The organism is Stutzerimonas stutzeri (assembly GCF_024448955.1).
Taxonomy (GTDB): Bacteria; Pseudomonadota; Gammaproteobacteria; order Pseudomonadales; family Pseudomonadaceae; genus Stutzerimonas; species Stutzerimonas stutzeri_AQ.
The window spans coordinates 47,057-66,417 of the sequence record NZ_JAMOIH010000017.1 but is presented as its reverse complement, the minus strand read 5'-3'; the positions used below and the strand labels follow the sequence as shown (position 1 = coordinate 66,417).

General features: G+C 61.1%; 17 protein-coding genes. 3 read left to right on the top strand and 14 right to left on the bottom strand.

Going from position 1 to position 19,361, the window contains the following annotated elements:
* Nucleotides 1-4: 4 nt before the first annotated feature.
* From NA645_RS17310 to NA645_RS17295, 4 genes are all read right to left on the bottom strand, one after another.
* On the bottom strand, nucleotides 5-622 hold the full coding sequence (locus NA645_RS17310) for an FKBP-type peptidyl-prolyl cis-trans isomerase (RefSeq protein WP_256049976.1): 618 nt from the start codon (nucleotides 620-622) through the stop codon (nucleotides 5-7).
* Between the two features lie 113 nt (nucleotides 623-735).
* Nucleotides 736-1,224 carry a TIGR00645 family protein gene (locus tag NA645_RS17305; protein WP_131651883.1) on the bottom strand — a complete coding sequence of 163 codons (489 nt, stop codon included), beginning with the start codon at nucleotides 1,222-1,224 and terminating at the stop codon, nucleotides 736-738.
* A 164-nt stretch (nucleotides 1,225-1,388) separates the two neighbouring features.
* On the bottom strand, nucleotides 1,389-1,724 hold the full coding sequence (locus NA645_RS17300) for a hypothetical protein (protein ID WP_131651884.1): 336 nt from the start codon (nucleotides 1,722-1,724) through the stop codon (nucleotides 1,389-1,391).
* A 175-nt stretch (nucleotides 1,725-1,899) separates the two neighbouring features.
* A complete protein-coding gene (locus tag NA645_RS17295; protein ID WP_256049975.1) occupies nucleotides 1,900-4,344 on the bottom strand; it encodes a Lon protease family protein in 2,445 nt (814 codons plus the stop codon).
* 317 nt (nucleotides 4,345-4,661) lie between these two features.
* Between NA645_RS17295 and NA645_RS17290 the strand changes: the two genes are divergently transcribed.
* Nucleotides 4,662-5,693: a cytochrome-c peroxidase gene (locus tag NA645_RS17290; RefSeq protein ID WP_256049974.1), complete on the top strand. Its 1,032-nt coding sequence runs from the start codon at nucleotides 4,662-4,664 to the stop codon at nucleotides 5,691-5,693.
* Between the two features lie 158 nt (nucleotides 5,694-5,851).
* Here NA645_RS17290 and mscL read toward each other — a convergent pair whose 3' ends face one another.
* Nucleotides 5,852-6,262: a large-conductance mechanosensitive channel protein MscL gene (gene mscL, locus NA645_RS17285; protein ID WP_197445928.1), complete on the bottom strand. Its 411-nt coding sequence runs from the start codon at nucleotides 6,260-6,262 to the stop codon at nucleotides 5,852-5,854.
* 218 nt (nucleotides 6,263-6,480) lie between these two features.
* Here mscL and NA645_RS17280 point away from each other — a divergent pair, with 218 nt between their 5' ends.
* Nucleotides 6,481-6,738, top strand: a complete 258-nt coding sequence (locus NA645_RS17280; protein WP_256049973.1) for a YdcH family protein — start codon at nucleotides 6,481-6,483, stop codon at nucleotides 6,736-6,738.
* A gap of 177 nt (nucleotides 6,739-6,915) precedes the next feature.
* Here the strand turns inward: NA645_RS17280 and NA645_RS17275 are convergent, their stop codons facing one another.
* Nucleotides 6,916-7,350 carry a CopD family protein gene (locus tag NA645_RS17275; RefSeq protein WP_256049972.1) on the bottom strand — a complete coding sequence of 145 codons (435 nt, stop codon included), beginning with the start codon at nucleotides 7,348-7,350 and terminating at the stop codon, nucleotides 6,916-6,918.
* A 115-nt stretch (nucleotides 7,351-7,465) separates the two neighbouring features.
* Between NA645_RS17275 and radA the strand changes: the two genes are divergently transcribed.
* Nucleotides 7,466-8,827, top strand: coding sequence for a DNA repair protein RadA (gene radA / locus NA645_RS17270; protein WP_256049971.1), 1,362 nt, complete (start codon nucleotides 7,466-7,468; stop codon nucleotides 8,825-8,827).
* 108 nt (nucleotides 8,828-8,935) lie between these two features.
* Here radA and NA645_RS17265 read toward each other — a convergent pair whose 3' ends face one another.
* The 8 genes from NA645_RS17265 to NA645_RS17230 all read right to left on the bottom strand — a co-directional run bounded on the left by NA645_RS17265 (nucleotide 8,936) and on the right by NA645_RS17230 (nucleotide 19,164).
* Complete coding sequence (locus NA645_RS17265) at nucleotides 8,936-9,634, bottom strand: FadR/GntR family transcriptional regulator (protein WP_256050017.1); 699 nt, start codon at nucleotides 9,632-9,634, stop codon at nucleotides 8,936-8,938.
* An 86-nt stretch (nucleotides 9,635-9,720) separates the two neighbouring features.
* Entirely contained in the window at nucleotides 9,721-11,025 is a 1,305-nt protein-coding gene (locus tag NA645_RS17260) for a C4-dicarboxylate transporter DctA (protein WP_256049970.1), read from the bottom strand.
* A gap of 573 nt (nucleotides 11,026-11,598) precedes the next feature.
* Nucleotides 11,599-11,982, bottom strand: coding sequence for a PilZ domain-containing protein (locus tag NA645_RS17255; protein WP_256049969.1), 384 nt, complete (start codon nucleotides 11,980-11,982; stop codon nucleotides 11,599-11,601).
* 63 nt (nucleotides 11,983-12,045) lie between these two features.
* Nucleotides 12,046-12,507 (bottom strand): methyltransferase family protein, encoded by a 462-nt coding sequence (locus NA645_RS17250; RefSeq protein ID WP_256049968.1) that lies wholly within the window; start codon nucleotides 12,505-12,507, stop codon nucleotides 12,046-12,048.
* An 89-nt stretch (nucleotides 12,508-12,596) separates the two neighbouring features.
* Nucleotides 12,597-13,235 (bottom strand): response regulator, encoded by a 639-nt coding sequence (locus NA645_RS17245; protein WP_256049967.1) that lies wholly within the window; start codon nucleotides 13,233-13,235, stop codon nucleotides 12,597-12,599.
* 34 nt (nucleotides 13,236-13,269) lie between these two features.
* The gene (locus tag NA645_RS17240) at nucleotides 13,270-14,622 is read right to left on the bottom strand and encodes a cache domain-containing protein (RefSeq protein WP_256049966.1); all 1,353 of its coding nucleotides are present in this window, start codon (nucleotides 14,620-14,622) and stop codon (nucleotides 13,270-13,272) included.
* A gap of 107 nt (nucleotides 14,623-14,729) precedes the next feature.
* Entirely contained in the window at nucleotides 14,730-15,983 is a 1,254-nt protein-coding gene (gene glyA, locus NA645_RS17235; RefSeq protein ID WP_256049965.1) for a serine hydroxymethyltransferase, read from the bottom strand.
* 181 nt (nucleotides 15,984-16,164) lie between these two features.
* Complete coding sequence (locus NA645_RS17230) at nucleotides 16,165-19,164, bottom strand: bifunctional diguanylate cyclase/phosphodiesterase (RefSeq protein ID WP_256049964.1); 3,000 nt, start codon at nucleotides 19,162-19,164, stop codon at nucleotides 16,165-16,167.
* Nucleotides 19,165-19,361: the final 197 nt, after the last annotated feature.

Genomic DNA, 19,361 nt, shown 5'->3' with positions numbered 1-19,361 from the left:
GCCGTTACAGAACGGCCAGCAACTCGACATCAAAAACCAGCACGCTGTGTGGCGGAATGCTGCCGACACCCTGGGCGCCGTAGGCAAGTTCACTCGGCACATAGAGACGCCACTTGCTGCCGACGCCCATCAGTTGCAGCGCTTCGGTCCAGCCGGCGATCACGCCGCCCACAGGAAACTCGGCAGGCTGGCCGCGCTGGTAGGAGCTGTCGAATACAGTGCCGTCGATCAGGGTGCCGTGGTAATGCGTACGGACCTGATCCTCACGGCTCGGCTTAGCGCCTTCGCCGGCTGTCAGAACTTCGTACTGCAGCCCCGAGGCCAGGGTGATGACGCCTTCGCGCTTGGCATTTTCGGCGAGGAACGCCTTACCCTCGCCGGCAGCGGCTTCGGCCTTCTTCTGGGCTTCGGCCTGCATGCGCTCGCGGATCACGGCGAAGCTGGCGTTCAGGTCTTCCGGGCTGACCTGGCTGGCCACACCGCCAAAGGCGTCGCGGATCCCAGCGATGACCGCATCCAAGCTGATGCCGGGCGGCGGATTCTCGCGCAGCTGATCGCCCAGCTGGCGGCCGATGCCATAGCTCACGCGCGTTTCGTCGGTGGTTAGGTTGAGGTCGGTCATGCCTGAGCTCCGCTGGAAAAAAGGGCGGCTAGCCTAGCACAGCTTGCGGCCCGGCCTGCCCGTTCACTCACCTCGTGGCCTAAACGTGCGACTTGCAGCTGGAAGATTTTCGCTCAGTGCTTGGTGATCTTGTCCAGATAACCCATGGCGAAGGCGGAGAAGACGAACGTCAAATGAATGATCACGTACCACATCAATTGCTCGCTCTCGAGCTGCTGAGCGTCCATGAACATGCGCAATAGATGAATGGATGAGATCGCCACGATCGATGCCGCGACCTTCATTTTCAACGAGCCGGAATCGATCTTCCCCAGCCAATCTAGCTTTTCCTTGCCCTCATCGACGTTCAGTTGCGATACGAAATTCTCGTAACCAGAGAGCATCACCATGACCAGCAGGCCACCGACCAGCGCCATGTCGATCAGCGAAAGCAGTTTGAGGATCAGATCGCCTTCGCTCAGCGAGAGCACGGCCGGGAGGATGTGCCAAATTTCCTGAAAGAACTTGATCGCCAAGGCCAGCAGGGCGAATGCCAGGCCGAAGTAAATAGGCGCAAGCAGCCAGCGGGCCGCATACATGGTGTTCTCGACGAAGCGTTCCATCTGTTCTCACTATGAGGAGCTGATATCGGCAGCGAGTATACGCAGCGCCACAGCGCCTTCAAGAATGCCTTTATGACAGCAGATTTTCGTGTGGATAAGAATCTTGAGCGCCGGCTCGATTCGCAAAGTCAGCTCTGCTAGCCCAGCACGAGCGTCGCCAGGAATCAGGTTCTGGATTCCCAACCGCTCAGATAGCGCGCCTGATTGGCGTTGATCTTGCGCAACTCGGCGTGCATGTGCAGCTGCCAGATCGACGGCGAGTCGGATTCACAATAACCCTGCCCGTGAAGATTGCTGGCGATCGCCTGTAGCACCGTCTCGGCCTCGCGAGGCCCGTGGAATGGGCCCTGCGCCTTGATCGCGGTGGGTTGGCCGGCGTCGATACCGGCCGCACAAAGCAAGGTCCACAAGCCTTGTCCGCCGTTTAGTGGACGAATGATGCATTCGATACGGGTAACCAGACCCAGGCATTGACGATTCAGACAGAGTGTTTGCGACATGACGGCGATCCTCGCGCTCGGTTGCGCACCGTCATCCAGGACGAATGGGCGGGCCAACCTGTTTATCCCCAGAAGTTGTGGATAACCATGTGGACAGAGAGTGGGAATTCTCGTCCACTGCAGACCCGCCGCCGGCCGTATCGTTCCGTCCGGTTTTTGCTCAATGCAGAACCGGTCAGTTCTGCTCGCCCCCCTTCGCTTGTGCCAGCACCTCCTCCGGAGACGCCGCATCGCTTTTGCTGTCGTCCTCGAGTTCGATCTCGGCGATATCGCGCAAGCGCTCCACCACCCGGCCGTTAACGCTGCCTCGGGGGAAGTTTCCGTCCTTGTCCGCCGCACCTACCGGCTCGCCCACCAGCAGCGAAAGCGCCTCATCCACATGGCGGACCGCATATACGTGGAAGCGCCCCTGACGTACGGCTTCCAGCACACGCTCATCGAGCATCAATGTGGTCACATTGGCGAAAGGTATGATCGCGCCTTGCTCGCCGGTCAGGCCGCGCGCTTCGCAGAGACGGAAGAAGCCTTCGATCTTCTCGTTCACCCCACCAACCGCCTGCACTTCACCGAACTGGTTGATCGAGCCGGTGATGGCGAAGCACTGCTTCAACGGCGTACGTGAAATGGCTGAGATCAACGCACAGCATTCGCCGAGCGAGGCACTGTCGCCGTCGACGTAACCGTAGGACTGCTCCAGCGCGATGCTGGCGGAGATCTCAAGCGGGAATTCCTGCGCGTAGCGGCTGCCGAGAAAGCCGGTCAGGATCATCACGCCCTTGGAGTGAATCGGCTGGCCGAGGTTGACCTCGCGCTCGATATCGACGATCCCCGAGCCACCCGGATAGACGGTGGCGGAGATGCGCGCCGGCATGCCGAACGCTGAGTCGCCGACTTCCAGAACGGTGAGTCCGTTGCACTTGCCGATAGCCGCGCCTTCGCTGTCGATGAGGATAACCCCAGCGAGAATGTCCTCGAGAATTCGTGCCGAGACACGACCGGTCCGGGTCGCCTTGGCTTTCAGCGCTCGCTCGATGTGGCCGACATCGGTCACCTCGTCCTTGGCCAACTGGCGAATGAAATCCGCTTCACTGACCAGTTGGAACAGGTCGCCAATACGCGCCGACAAGCGCCCCTGATGCTCGGCCAGGCGCGCGCTGTAGGTCGCCAGACGCGCCACTGCCGCTGCGGTCAGCGGCGCCATGCCCTCTTCCGAGGTGCGCGTCTTCATCAATTGGGCAAACTGTTCGAGACTGTCCTCGGCCAGCGGAATCTCCTCATCGAAATCAACCAGCACACGGAACATCTCCTGGAAATCCGGATCCAGGTCTTGCAGGGTGTAGTACAGCTGCCGAGAGCCGATGATCACCACCTTGACGTTGAGCGGGATGACTTCCGGCGTCAGGGTGACGGTGGCCAGACGCCCCAGCTCGGCCAGCGGCGATTCCATTTTCAGCTTGCGCGACTGCAACGCACGCTTGAGCGCTTCCCAGACGAAGGGCTCGCTGAGCATTTTCTCCGCTTCGAGCATCAGGAAGCCGCCGTTGGCGCGGTGCAACGCACCCGGACGCAGCTGCCGATAACTGGTGTAAAGCGCGCCCTGATCGGTGCTGTACTCGATGCGGCCGAACAGGTTGTCGTAGGTGGGGTGCGGTTCGAACACCACCGGTGCACCGCCGTCCAGCGGGTGCCCGACCACCAGGCTTGGGCTGTACTGTTCTTCCAGCAGCTGGCGGGTCTGGGCGTCCGGGCGATTCTCGTCGACCAGTTGCTCCACCACGGTCTTCAGCAGGTTGACCTGCACGGCCTGCAAATATGCTTCGATGCTCGCGTTTTCACCGTATTTTTCCGACAGCGGCGCCAGCAGCGGCTGCAATGCCTGGCTGATGGTTTCATCGTTGAGCTGACGCAACTGGTTGCTCGACTCGCGCTTCCACTGCGGCAGGCTGGCGAGCCCCTCGTTCAGCTGCACTTCCAGCGCGGAAATATCTTCGTGGTAGCGCTCGCGATCCGCCTCCGGCAGTTGCGCGAACTCGGCTTCGTCCATCGACTTGCCGTCTTTCATCGGCGTGAAGGCTATATTGCTGCTGTCGCGGTAAAGCGCGATTTCCTTCTCCAGCGCGAGCTTCTCGATCACATCGAGCGCTTTGTCGTAGCGCTGATTGAAGGCGCGGTCGATGGCGCTCTTCTTCTGCTGGAAGCTCGGATGTTCGAACACCGCCGGGAAGGTCGCCATGAGATTGTCGATCAGTTGACCGATGTCGGCGATGAATTCCCCCGCGCCGCCCTGGGGCAGTTCCACTACGCGCGGCTCACGGGGCTCGTCAAAATTATTCACGTACACCCAATCCGACGGCGTATCCAGACGCTTGCCTTCAGCCTTGAGGTAACGCCGCACGAAGGAGAAACGCCCCGTACCCGGCTCGCCCATCACGAAGACGTTGTAACCGGGACGCGGCATCGCCACGCCGAATTGCAGGGCCTCGACGGCTCGCTCCTGGCCGAGAACCCCTAGAAAAGGTTCCAGTTCATCAGTGGTCTTGAAGTCGAACTGGCTGGGTTCGAAGGGGCGGGTCAGCGCATCGGGCGCCAGGCGCAGGCCGGCAGCGTCAGTTTGGGGCATCGGGAATCCTTGCTGGAGTGGTCTTATGGCCACGATTGATGCCGCCATTCTGGCGCTGCCATTGCCCTGCTGCAAGCTGGCGGACATACGCCCCGAGGCGGCGGACAACAAGCGTGCGGGCTAGTGGCTGACAGATCGGACAGGTATCTCTCGACTGGATCATGACGCGCCGGCATCCAAGTCTTATCGAAATATTTAGTAGCAAGCTAATAGATAGCACGCATCTAAAGTTTCGCTTCCGCTTGACCTGAATCAACCCTTCGCTTGACGGAAAAAGGCCTCCTAGAACCTGCCAACATCCTATAAGGAGCCCCCTGATGAGCGCCCCACTTCCCCTGTTGCTCGGTGGCCTGCTGCTGATCGCCGGCACCGCCAATGCCGATGAACTGCGCGACCGCGCCAACGCCATCTTCCAACCGATCCCGGACAAGGTCACCGAAGTCCGTGGACAGACCATCAATGAAGACCAGGCAATCCTTGGACACAAGCTGTGGTTCGATCCACGCCTGTCCAGCAGCCATGTGATCAGCTGCAACACGTGCCACAACCTCAGCATCGGCGGCAGCGACAACGTCACCACCTCCATCGGCCATGGCTGGCAGAAGGGTCCGCGCAACTCACCGACCGTGCTCAACGCCGTATTCAACGCCGCGCAGTTCTGGGATGGCCGCGCCAAGGATCTGCAGGAGCAGGCCAAGGGCCCTGTCCAGGCTAGCGTCGAGATGAACAGTACGCCGGAGCGAGTGGAAACGACGCTCCAGAGCATCCCCGAATACGTTGCCGAGTTCACGAAGGCGTTTCCCAACGACAAGGACCCGGTCAGCTTCGACAACATGGCCTACGCGTTGGAGGCCTTCGAAATCAGCCTGACCACGCCCAACTCGCCGTTCGACCGCTTCCTCAAGGGCGACGACAACGCGTTGGATGCGCAGCAGAAAGAAGGCCTGGCGCTGTTCATGGACGCCGGCTGTATCGCCTGCCACAACGGCGTCAACGTCGGTGGCCAGAGCTACTTCCCCTTCGGCGTGATCAAGAAGCCGGGGGCCGAGATCCTGCCGGAAGATGACAAGGGCCGCTTCGCCGTTACCAACACCGCCGCCGACGAGTACGTGTTCCGCGCCGCGCCGCTGCGCAACATCGCGCTGACTCCGCCGTACTTCCACAGCGGCGAGGTCTGGGACCTTGAGCAGGCCGTAGCCATCATGGGCGACAGTCAGCTGGGCCGTCAGCTCAAGGATGACGAAGTCAAGGCCATCACCGCCTTCCTGCACAGCCTGACCGGTGAGCTACCGCAGGTGGCCTATCCGCTACTACCGGCTAGCACGGCGACCACGCCGAAGCCGGAATAAGCCACTCGCTTCCCGGCGCCCGGGCCGGGAGCTCCTTTCAGTATCCCTTTACCACCCCAGTGAGCGAACCGCTCAGCTCGCCGCCTTGAACGGTTCCTCCCCGCCACCGACCTGGCCCGAGCAGGGGGCGGCGGCTGTTCGGGCGCTTGGGAGGCGACTCAGGACCGGTTCTGCGCGCGCAACGCATCGCGAATTTCGGTCAACAGCACCTCTTCCTTGGAAGGCGCTGGCGGGGCCGATGGCGCTTCGGCTTCCTTGCGTTTGAGGTGGTTGATGGCCTTGACCGCCAGGAAGATGGCGAACGCCACAATGGCGAAGTCGAATACCGTTTGGACGAAGCGTCCGTAGCTCAGGGTGACTGCCGGCGTATCACCCACAGCCTGCTTGAGCACGATGGCCAAGTCCGAGAAGTCCACACCGCCGATCAACAATCCCAGCGGCGGAGTGACCACGTCCGCCACGAAGGACGAAACGATCTTGGTAAAGGCTGCACCGACAATAATGCCCACGGCCATGTCGATCACATTGCCCCTGACGGCAAACGCCTTGAATTCGCTGATCAGACTCATATCGAAAAATCCTTACGGTAATTGGCTTGCATCGGAATGCCGTCGTAATACGGCGTAACAACCGTTGTAGAGCATAGGCACCCTTCGGATCGCATACCAGAGCGGCCACACTCCGACGGCTGGAGCGCGAGGTTATTGATCGCTTGATCGCCGTCAACCGGGTAAATAGGCCGCAACGCTAAGGTAGCGGCTCCCCAGTACATTCCCGGAGCAGCTCCATGCACGTCGAACATCACGCATTGATCAAGGACTTCCCAGAAAAGCGCGAGCAGCTGCAAAAACTGCGCATGGAAAACCCAGTCTTCGCCCGTAAGACTGAGGAATACGAAGCGCTGGACAAGCGCATCAGCAGCGCCGCAAACCTGGACGACGCGTCGCTCGAGGCGCTCAAGCAGGAGCGTGAGACTTTGAAGGGCGATATCGCCCGCGACCTCAAGCGTGCCTCCGGCAGTTGCTGTGGCGGCTGCTGCGGCTAAGCCGTCCAAGAACCAAGCCCGCCGCCACGACGGGCTCAACCGCCTGCTAACCGTAGGGCCGAATTCATTCGGCCACCGATTCACAAAGGCCGAACAAGTTCGGCCCCTAGCGTACGACCAGCCGCGTGCTCGCACATGCCTGCTGGGTGGCCGTTGGCGGTGGGTTTTGACGGCCTGCTAGAACAACCCACCAAACCGGAATCCCGACCCGACCCAGACGAACGCCACCGCCGTCAGAGTAATCAGCACAATATGCACGCCCAACTGCGGCAGGCGCTGCGCGTCCAGCTTCGGAATCAGCGCCAGCCGCGCATGCACGCCCAGCGCCGCGGTGAGCGCCAGTAAGATCAGCTTGGCCTGGACTAGCTGAGCGATGGGTGAGTCGCCGAACCACTGCGAATGCGGCAACCAGCGCCCGGCCAGCCAAACTCCCGTGATGATCTGCAGCAACAGGGCAGGAATGCCGACCCGTTCGTAAAGCTGCTCGAAATGGCGCACCGGTTGCACATCGCGACCACGCAACGCACTGGGCAAGACGCTGAACAGCAGCACTAGATGGCCGCCGACCCAGACGCTGGCACCGAGCAGGTGAAGAAACAGCAGATGGCGCATAGGTCTCACTCCGGGACGGTTTCATGCAGTCTGGCGCGTCTTGCGCCCTTTGTGGCTGATGCCGATCAAGCCAGCCGTTATCATGCGACTCCATTTTCCCGACGCGGAGTTCCCCGTGGCCAAGGCCAAGCGCATGTACGGCTGCACCGAGTGCGGCTCGACCTTTCCCAAGTGGGCCGGCCAGTGCGGTGATTGCGGCGCCTGGAACACCCTTGTCGAAACGATCATCGACGGCGCCGCACCGCCGTCCGGGCGTGCCGGCTGGGCGGGTGAACAGGCCAATATCAAAACCCTGGCCGAGGTCAGCGTCGAGGAAGTGCCGCGCTTTTCCACCGCATCCGGTGAACTGGACCGTGTGCTCGGCGGCGGCCTGGTGGATGGTTCGGTGGTGCTGATCGGCGGCGACCCCGGCATTGGCAAATCCACCATTCTGCTGCAGACGCTGTGCGCCATCGCCCAGCGTTTCCCGGCGCTGTACGTCACTGGCGAAGAATCACAACAGCAGGTCGCCATGCGCGCACGGCGGCTGGACCTGCCGCAGGACAAATTGAAGGTGATGACCGAGACCTGCATCGAATCCATCATCGCCACCGCACGGCTGGAAAAGCCCAAGGTGATGGTCATCGACTCGATCCAGACCATCTTCACCGAGCAGCTGCAATCGGCCCCAGGCGGCGTCGCCCAGGTGCGCGAAAGCGCGGCGTTGCTCGTGCGTTTTGCCAAGCAGAGCGGCACGGCGATCTTCCTCGTCGGCCACGTAACCAAGGAAGGCGCCTTGGCCGGGCCGCGCGTGCTGGAGCACATGGTCGACACCGTGCTGTATTTCGAGGGCGAGTCCGACGGCCGTCTGCGGCTGCTGCGCGCGGTAAAGAATCGCTTCGGCGCGGTCAACGAACTCGGCGTGTTCGGCATGACCGACAAGGGCCTCAAGGAAGTCACCAACCCCTCAGCGATCTTCCTCACCCGCGCCCAGGAAGCGGTGCCCGGCAGCGTGGTCATGGCCACTTGGGAAGGCACCCGGCCGATGCTGGTGGAGGTGCAGGCGTTGGTCGACACCAGTCATATGGCCAATCCGCGACGCGTCACCCTCGGCCTGGACCAGAACCGCCTGGCCATGCTGCTGGCGGTGCTGCATCGCCACGGCGGCATTCCCACCTATGATCAGGACGTGTTCATTAACGTGGTGGGTGGCGTGAAAGTGCTGGAAACAGCGTCGGATCTGGCGCTGATGGCCGCGGTGATTTCCAGCCTGCGCAATCGACCGCTGGATACCGATCTGCTGGTATTCGGCGAGGTGGGCCTGTCCGGTGAGATCCGGCCGGTGCCCAGCGGCCAGGAACGACTGAAGGAAGCGGCCAAACATGGCTTCAAGCGCGCCATCGTGCCCAAGGGCAACGCGCCGAAAGAAGCGCCAGCCGGACTGCAGATCATCGCCGTGACGCGTCTGGAGCAGGCGCTGGATGCGCTGTTTGAGTAGCGAAACGACTCAGGTACCGGTCAGCACCGGCTGTTGCTCGGCTGCGCCCCATGAGCTGACGCCGAGCATGCACGCCAAGAGGCCGGTCGTGCCTAAGTCGGCTTTGGACTACAGCACCGGCTGTTCGTCGGGGATGTTCAGCTGAACGCCCATCCTTGCTCCCTCCATGAGAATGTGCCGGCGCATCGCGGCGCTGGCCACGGCGCTGTTCTTGTTGCGTATGGCGCGCACTACTGCCTCGTTTTCCTCCAGCCGCTCGGCCAGATGCTCGGGAGAATTGCGCAGCATGTCCGCACTCTGCTTGAGCGCAATGCTGGTCTGTTGCACCACATTCTGAAAAATCGGGTTGGATGTCAGGGTAAACAGCTCTTCGTGAAAAGCGATGTACGCGTTGGCGCCCGCCTCACTGTCGCTGGCGTCGAGGGCCTCGCGCATGTCCATCAGGATAAGCCGCAACTGGCCAACCTCCTTGCTGCTGATGGCCTGCGCCACGAGTCCGACGATGAAGGGTTCGAGGGAGTAGCGAAGCTGCAGAACGTGTTCCAGGCTGGCGACGGCGACGTTCCCCTGGGCCGCCGGTACGCTTGGCGCATCGAGCACGACGACCCCTTTGCCGGGCATGGTGCGCAACAGCCCCTGGGTTTCCAGGACGATGATCGCCTCGCGCAGGCTCGGACGGCTGATGCCCCACTGCTCGGCGAGTTCACGCTGCCCGGGCAGCATTTCACCTGACCGCCATTGCCCCTGGGCCAGCGCGGAACGAAGCTTCTCTACAATTGAATCGACAACTGTCCGCGAGGTAATCACCGTTCGCTCCATGAAAATTCCAAGTATCGGCCAACCGAGTCTGTCAGCCCAACGCTGACAGACTCAAGCCCTGAGCTGCCGTCCCCTCAATGCTGGAGCGGTGAGCTAGCCTTGAGAGCCTGGAAGCCGTAACCCTCATCACCAGCCAGTACCTTGTTCGCCCGATCGAGGTCGATATCCTTTTCCCAGCGAGCGATAGCCACCGTAGCGACACAGTTGCCGATCAGGTTGGTCAATGCACGGCCGATGCCCATGAACCAATCCACTGCCAGCACCAGCACCAGCCCCACCACCGGGATTGCCGGCACGGCCGTCAGGGTTGCGGCGAGGATGACCAGAGCCGAACCGGGAATGCCGTGGGCGCCTTTAGAGGTAATTAGAGAAACTAGCAGTATCGTCAACAGATCGGAGGTCGCCAGCGGCGTTCCGGTTGCGTTAGCGATGAACACGATGGCCAGTGTCAGGTAGATGGAAAAGCCGTCCAGATTGAATGAATAACCAGTCGGGATGACCAGTCCGACAGTCGAGCTGCCGATACCCAGATGCTCAAGCTTGCGCATGATCTGCGGCAACACCGCATCCGACGACGCCGTTCCGAGGACGATGGTCAGTTCTTCACGCAGATACTTGAACAGCGGCACGATTCTCAGCCCGGACAAGCGCATCACGAAGCCCAGGACGAGCATGACAAAGGCGATGCAGGTGACATAGAACAGCACAACCAGGCCGCCCAGATGCTGCAGCGACTCCAGGCCGTATTTACTAGTGGTGAAGGCAATGGCACCGAACACGCCGATCGGCGCCAGGCGCACGATCATGCCCATGATGCGAAAGATCACGTGGCTCAGCTCATTGATCAGCCTCGAAATGCCGGCAGCCGGCTCGCCCACAAGATTCAATGCGCTACCGAACAGCACCGAGAAGAGCAGCACCTGAAGAATATTGTTCTCGGCAAAGGCACCGACGACGGACGAAGGAATCAGCGCCAACAGGAAGTCGGTCGTTCCCTGCATCTGCTGGCCACGCTCGGCGAACCCGGCGATATCGGCAGCGGCCAGTTCATCCAGATGAATATTGGCGCCACTGCCGACACCGGTACTGAATGCCAGCACCAGCCCGATCACCAGCGCGATGGTGGTCAGCACCTCGAAATAGATGACCGACTTGAGACCTATGCGGCCCACCTTTTTCAAGTCACCGGCACCGGAAATACCACTGACGACAACGCAGAAGACGATCAGGCCGATCAGCATCTTGATCAGCTTGATAAAGCCATCGCCCAAAGGTTTGAGCTGAGTGGAAAATTCAGGAAAGCTGAGTCCGCAGGCGATGCCAAGCATCAACCCCAGAACAACTTGAAGGAATATCGAACGCGAGCACCATTTGAGCATGGGAAGGATCTCTAGTCGGCGTTCCAGCTTCCGCGATCTGCGTACGGTGCCAGAACTTGATTATTGTGGTCTTACCGGTATGTCCAATGCGAGGCCAGTCTCTAGCGACCTAAAGCGTAAAGTCAAGGGATAATCTGAAAATTGAGCTGACCGGTCTTACCAGATAACCGAGCCCACCCACTCCCCATGGCTCGCTTGACGGCTGCGATGAGAAATCGCGATCGCCAGGCGCTTCAGCGCACGTTGCAGCAACCGACCCCGGCTCGTCGGCTGAGTCCGGGCGTTCCTTACGGATTTATTACTGTTTGGCGAGCAGGCTAGTCCGGCGAGAATCGCCCGCCCCTGAGTGCCTGGACGGAGACCGTCAGCACAATTCCAAGCGCGCCATCGCGCCCAAGGGCGACGCGTCAAAGCATGCGCTGACGGGGCTGCAAGGTGCGCGGTTCGGGTAGGCGCTGGACGCGCTGTTCAAAAAGTGCTGAACGCTGGAGAACACTAAGGTCACGCCCCCACATGTCTGTCGAACCCCAGGCGTCTTTCGTTCAGCCTTCCAGCGTTTTCTGGCTTTTTGCTTTATCGGCTCGCGTCGTCACGCTCGCCGAGCGCAGCCAACTCGCGGTCGAGCAACGCTTCATCGCCCAGATTGAGTTCGACCAGACGCCGCAGATGGCTGATCGATTCGACATCAATATGGCGACAGACCAGGCCGATCAGTTCGCCTTCGGCATGCGCCATCTCGACCTCCATGCGCACTTCCGCATCGTCGGATAGACGAATCCGCGCGTGGAACGGTTGCGTGGGGTCGGCATCCCAGCTCGACGGGCGATGGACCAGCAATCCTTTCAATGACAGATCGTGCAGCTCGACCGGCCAGCGGTTCTGGCCCTGGACGAGCTCCGTTACGGCGTCGAAGTCGATACGCTGGAAGCGCCGACGGTCGTGGGTGTTTTCGGTCATGATTTCGGCTCCCGGTAAACTTCTGTGAACTGACAAGACGAGCCCGCCCCAACCAAAGCGGGCTCAGAGCCAACGGCGTACTCGCCGCCGGTAAGCGCGGTATTCGTCGCCAAACAGACACGTCAGCAAATGTTCCTCGTGAACGATCACGGTGCGCTGCATGCAGAGAAACAGCAAGGGTAGCAGCAGCCAGGGCCAGAGACTGGCGAGCAGCAGCGCAATGCCACAATAGATCATCGTATCGGCCAGGTAGATCGGGTTGCGCGTAAAGCTGAACGGCCCGCTCTGCAACAGGCTGCTCGGTTTGCCATAGGGATTGATGGTGGTGCGATGACGAAACATCTCCCATGCCGCCCAGACCATCAGCAGGACGCCCAGTACAATCGAAGCCCAGCCGGCGCAGGACGCCAGCTCATGTACCGGCAGGTCGAGCGGCACCCCGCTCGCCAATCCCCAGGCACCGCCGATGAAGATCAGGTAGACCAAGGGAGGCGGAGCTCTCATTCCGAGTGATTTGTCAGTCATGCAGATTCCGGAGACTGTTGGTTGCATTCGATGTGGCAGCGCCACGGCCAATAGACCACACCGCCTGCGTTTGAGCGTGACAGCCGCCGTTAGTGCTGTCCCGGCAACCAGCCATGCACCATCGCATGCTTCATCAGATCCGCCGGCCGATCGATATCGAGCTTGCGGCGGATGCTCAGCCGATGGGTTTCCACCGTCCGCACGCTGATTTGCAGCGTACGCGCCATGGTCTTGTTGTTATGCCCCTGGGCGAGCATGAGCAACACCTCGCGCTCGCGTGGCGTCAGTTCGCGCTCTTCGCCGCCGCGGCTGGCCAGTTTCTCGGCAATCCCTTCGCTGTAGTAGGTGTTACCGGCAGCAATCGCTTCGATCGCGACGATGATTTCGCGCGATGGCGCATCCTTCAGCACGTAACCGTGGGCGCCGACTTTAACCGAGGTGGTTACGTATTCCTGGTTGTCGTACATGCTCAGAATCAGCACGCGAATCCTTGGAAAGCGCTCGCGGAGCGATTGCGTCAGTTCGAGACCGTTGACGTCCTTTAGCCCGATGTCCATCAGCACCACGTCTGCTGTCACACGTTCGAGCAGGTCGATCGCCTCGGCACCGCAGCCGGCCTCCCCTACTACATCCAGTTCGGGCACGGCCATCAGCAACGCGCGGATGCCGTCCCGAACCAAGGCATGGTCGTCGATCAGTACCACCTTAATGCGAGCTTTCGGGTTCATTGAGCGAGCCTCTTATTATTTGGATCGATGTTTGTCAGCCGGCCCGTGCCGGCAAGGTCACGTCCAGCTCGGTACCGCCGGCGGCAGATAGCAGACTGAAACGTCCACCGAAGTGCTCCACCCGTTCACGGATGTTGCGCAAGCCGATACCGCTGCCCTTGATGCTATCGAGCCGACGCGGGTCGAAGCCGATGCCGTCGTCTCGAACGCGCAAGCGCACAGAGGCTTCGTCCCCGTCCAGGCTGATATGAACAGACTGCGCCGCGGCGTGCCGGTCGATATTGGTCAGCGCCTCCTGCAAGACCCGGAACAGCGCGACGGCCACCGAATCGTCCGGTTCTCCGTCGCCAAGCGCGTTGCTGTATCGCATCTTCAGCCCACTGCGCTGCTCGAACTCGGCCACGAGCTGGCCAATCGCCGCCGATAATCCCAGCGTGTCGAGCAGTGAGGGATGCAGGTCGTGAGAGATTCGCCGCACCTCGCCTATCGCGCCAGCCAGTCGCTCGATACCCATATCAAGCGTCGTCTGCGCCTTCGGGTTGCCGCTGGCCAGTTCATGGCTGGCCAGCTCGAACTGGAACTTGATCGACACCAGCAGCTGACTGATGCCGTCGTGCAACTCTCGGGAGACGCGCGAGCGCTCTTCTTCCTGCAGGCTGACGATGCGCTGAGTCAGCAGCTGCAGCTTGCGATCGGCCAACCGTCGCTCACTGACGTTCAGCGTCAGCCCGCTGGCAAATACCAGCAATACGGCCACCAACGCCACGGCAGCAATCGCAAGCATGGTGGTGTGGATGCCGCTGGCGACCTCTTCACGCACTTGCAGAATCGCCTGATCCACATCCTCGAGGTAGATGCCGGTTCCTAGCATCCAGCCCCAGCGTTCGAGCATCACCACATAGGCCAGTTTCGCCGCGAACTGGCCGGTCGAGGGCTTCTGCCAGACGTAGCGCTGGAAGCCTTTGCCGGTCTGAGCGCTGTGCATCAAGGCCTGGATCACCGGCAGACCGTTGGGGTCGGTCATATTCCACAGGTCCTTGCCGACCAGCTCGCTCTGCCGCGGATGCATCAGGTTGCGCCCGTTGCGGTCGTAGACGAAGAAGTAACCGTCGCTGCCGAAACTGAAGCGTCCTAACGCGGCGAGCACCTTCCGTTGGGTTTCTTCATCGTCGAGGCCAGCGTCGTAGAGCGGCGCGATGGTGCTGAGGGCCATTTCGACATAGTTCTTCAACTCGGCCTGCTTGCTCGCCAGGATACTGCTTTCGATCAGTTGCGCCTGTTGCTCACCGAGGCGCTGGTTCTGGAACAGCACCAGCGCGCAGACCACCGCCACGGCCAGCAGCAGTGGCAGGATGCTGAGTGCGGCGATCTTGTGCCTGAGCTGCATTGAGCGTCTCCGGATAACACGAATCTTGCTGAACGCTGCAAGATCGTCATCTGGTAAAAACGAAAAAGCCCGGCAAATAACCGGGCTTCTCCATGCTGCGCTGAATATTACTTACCGTAGACCGGGAACTTGGCGCAGATCGCTTCAACCTTGCCGCGCACCGCCTCGATCACCGACTCGTCACCCATGTTGTCGAGGATGTCGCAGATCCAGCCGGCGAGATCGCGGCACTCGGCTTCCTTGAAGCCACGAGTGGTGACCGCCGGAGTACCGATACGCAGGCCGGAGGTGACGAAAGGCGAGCGCGGATCGTTCGGCACGCTGTTCTTGTTCACGGTGATGTGAGCATTGCCCAGGGCCGCATCGGCGTCCTTACCGGTGATGTCCTGCTTGATCAGGCTGAGCAGGAAGAGGTGGTTCTGGGTGCCGCCGGAGACCACATCGAAGCCGCGCTGGATGAACACTTCGGCCATGACCTGAGCGTTCTTCACGACCTGCTGCTGGTAAGCCTTGAACTCGGGCTGCAGCGCTTCCTTGAAGCACACCGCCTTGGCCGCGATCACGTGCTCCAGCGGGCCGCCTTGGGCACCGGGGAATACGGCGGAGTTGAGCTTCTTCTCGATCTCGGCGTTGGCCTTGGCGAGAATCAGGCCGCCGCGTGGGCCGCGCAGGGTCTTGTGGGTAGTGGTGGTGACCACGTCGGCGAAGGGAACCGGGTTCGGGTAGACGCCCGCGGCGACCAGACCGGCCACGTGGGCCATATCGACGAACAGGTAGGCGCCAACCTTGTCGGCGATTTCGCGGAAGCGGGCGAAATCCAGTACTTGGGAATAGGCGGAGAAGCCGGCAACGATCATCTTCGGCTTGTGCTCGACGGCCAGGCGCTCGACTTCGTCGTAATCGATCAGGCCCTGGTCGTTGATGCCGTACTGCACGGCGTTGTACAGCTTGCCGGAGGACGAAACGCTAGCGCCGTGGGTCAGGTGGCCGCCGTGGGCCAGGCTCATGCCGAGGATGGTGTCACCAGCGCTGAGCAGCGCCAGGTAGACCGCAGCGTTGGCCTGGGAGCCAGCGTGGGGCTGGACGTTGGCATAGTCGGCGCCGAACAGCTCCTTGGCGCGGTCGATGGCCAGTTGCTCGACCACGTCGACGTACTCGCAACCACCGTAGTAGCGCTTGCCCGGATAGCCTTCGGCGTATTTGTTAGTCAGCACCGAACCCTGGGCTTCCATCACTGCCGGGCTGGTGTAGTTCTCCGAGGCGATCAGCTCGATGTGGTCTTCCTGGCGCTGGGCTTCCTGCTCCATGGCAGCGAAAAGATCGGCGTCGTATTTGGCGAGGGTCAAATCACGGCTGAACATGGCGGTCCCCTGAGAATCAGCTGGCGTTGGATAAAAGAGAGGCGCGGATTCTACCCCATCCACCAGATCGCGGGTATGAACTGTGGTCATGGGCAACATGAATGCTGAGACGGAAAAAAGCGCTGGAGGCTGGAAAGCTGGTCGTTGCGAAAAAATACGATCGGCGTTCCGCGCACCACGCTTAGCCTGCGACAGTTGTGTCGATCGTCCGCTCCTCACCCAAATAGGTCGACAGCCCGTTGGCCGGCATCGGTCGGCCGAGGAAAAAACCCTGCACCTCGTCGCAGTCATGCTCGCGCAGGAAGTCCAGCTGAGCTTGTGTTTCCACGCCTTCGGCTATTACAGACAACCTTAGGCTGTGTGCCATGGCGATGATCGCGTGGGCGATCTGCGTATCCTGCTCGCCCGCCGGCACGCCGTCGACGAAGCTGCGGTCGATCTTCAGCACGTCGATGGGGAACGCCTTCAAATAATTCAGCGATGAATAGCCGGTACCGAAATCGTCGATCGCAAGGGAGAGTCCGAGACGCTTGAGCGAATCCAGGGTGCGCATCGCTCCATTGACATCCTGCATCAGAATGCTTTCGGTCAGCTCCAGCTCCAGTCGGCCCGGCAGGATGTCGCTGGACGCCAGAATCGCAGCGATGCGCTGACCGAGCCGGCCGTCGGCGAACTGCCTGGCGGAAAGGTTCACCGAGACTTTCGGCACGACAAGCCCCTGCGCCTGCCACTCGACGATCTGCCGGCAGGCTTCGCGGAGCACCCAGTCGCCGACTTCGACTACCAGCCCAAGCTCTTCCAGCGCCGGGATGAAATCGTCTGGCGATACCAGGCCACGCAGTGGGTGCTGCCAGCGCAACAGCGCCTCGACGCCGGTCAGGGTGTGGCCATCGACGAGGAATTGCGGCTGGTAATGCAGCACGAACTGCCGCTGCTCGAGCGCGTGGCGCAGATCGCTTTCCAGTTCGAGACGCTCCAGCGCGCGGGCATTCATTTCGGCCTGGTAGAACTGGAAATTGTTCTTGCCGCGCTCCTTGGCGTAGTACATCGCCGTATCGGCGTTCTTCATCAACTGGCTGAGGTCGTTGCCATCCTGCGGGCTGAGGGCGATGCCGATGCTGGCGGTGACGAAGAACTCCCGACCCGACAGCACGAATGGCTCGGTCAGGCTGGCCAGAATGCGTTCGGCAACCTGGATCGCACGGCTCAGGGCTTCATCGCGGTCGCCGCTGGGGCGCAGAAGAAAGGTGAACTCGTCGCCGCCCATGCGCGCCACCGTATCGTCTTCATCGACGCATGAAGCCAGACGCGCGGCGACATCCTTGAGCATCCGATCGCCCGCAGCGTGGCCCAGCGAGTCGTTGATCGGCTTGAACCGATCCAGATCGAGAAACATCAGCGCCACCCAGCCACCCCGCCGCGCGGCCAGTTGCAGGCTGCTGTGCAGGCGATCCTGGAATAACGTCCTGTTGGGTAATTGAGTCAGGCCATCGTAATAGGCCAGGCGATGGATGCGCTTCTCGCTGGCCTTGCGCTCGCTCATGTCGCTAAAGAAGCAGACGTAGCTGACCAAGTCGTTTTCAGCGTCGCGCACGGCGGTAATGCCGACCCAGCACGGATAGGTTTCGCCCGTCTTGCGCTTGAGCCAGAACTCGCCTTCCCAGGTTCCGGCTTGAAGAATCTTGTCGCGAACGAAGGTCATCTGGTTGGCTTGCTGTCGATCCGCGCTGAGTGCCGTCGGCAGCTTGCCCAGTATTTCGTCGGTGCGATAGCCAGTGATGCGCTGGAACGCCGCGTTGACCTGGACGATCTGGCCAGCCGGATCGGTAACCACGATAGCGGCGGTGGAATGGTCGAATACCGTCGCGGCGCGGCGCAGCGCCTTCTCCGCCTGGCGCTGCTCGCTTATGTCACGGGCGATGCACAATGCGCCGTCGAAACGATTGTTTTCGTTCCAGAGCAACATGACTCGCAACTCGAGCGCGAGCGTTCGACCGTCGGCGGCAACACAATCGAAGTACAACGTTTCGCCTTGCAGGCTCTCCCCGAGTTCGGCGATCGCTGCCGGATTAGCCGAAGCCTTGCGCACTCGGCGCATCAAATCGTAGAACCCAGCGGCCTGACGCGGCTTGGTCACCACCCGATCCAGACCATGACGGGCCACCCATTCGGGGCTGTAGCCCAGCATGGTTTGCACCGACGGACTGATGTAATTGATGCGTACCGCGCTGTCAGTGGTGAAGATCAGATCGCGCAGGCTGTCGGCCAGCATGCGGTACCGACGCTCACTAACACGCAGGGAATGGCTGTGCTCGATATTGGCGGTGACATCCCGGGCTACGCCGATCAGCCGCTGCACCCGCCCCTGCGCATCGCGCGCCAGCACCTGTTCGGAAACGCTAAACCAGTGCCACTTGCCGTTACGGTGGCGCCAACGCAGCAGAGATTCCTGGCTCTGACCGTCGGTAATCGAGCCGCGCAGGGCGAGCAGCCGCGCGATGTATTCCTGGTCGTCGGGGTGACTGATGCGCTGCCAGAAGAAATTGGCATCTTCGCCGCGCTCCTCTTCGCTGTAACCCAGGCGCGAGGCCAGGTTGTTATTGCTGAACAACAGCTTGCCCGCCACCAGATCCTGCACATAAAGCGTGTCGGGCACCGCACGCAGCACCTCGGACCAGAAGCGCTCCCGCTCCGCCAGCGCTGTCTGCGCCTGCTGTTCACGCGTGATGTCGCGCATGACCCAGACGAAACCGGAAGGCTGCGCATTGCCGTCCAGGCACAGTGCTCGGCGGGTCATGGAATATAGGTGTGTTTCCCCATCCTGCAGCCGTCGCACGGGCTCCAAATCGAGATCGGAGCGCGGATCGCCGGCCTCGAATGCATTGCGGCAGAGCGTCGGCAGCAGCTCCTGCAATCGATAACGTCCCACGTCTCGATTGTTCAGGCCGAACATCGACCCGGCCTGGCTGTTGAGATACAGCAGCCGACCGGTGAGGTCGCTGATGAGGATACGTTCTTCGATGGCGTCCAGTATGGAGTCCGAATAACGCAACGCTTGCCAACGGGAAACAGAACGCCGGGGCGACAGACAGCGGCTAAACACCCGGCCCGCCAGTTGGCCGAGCCTGGTGAACCACTCGGAACGGGACGAGCGCGGCTGAAGGGGATCAGTATCGGCCAAGCGGATCGGACCTATGTGATAAGGCGAGAAAAGCCATACAGCTAACGCGAAAAGAACGCAATGATGCCCCGTTAAGCGGCAAAATGCCATCACGCTGAGGCATGGCCGGTGGTTTGCCCTGTCATGAGCATTCCGGTAGCTTTGCCGAACTGTTCTGACCCGTCCCTGCGACGGGGTCTTCCTTCCTCTATTCTTTG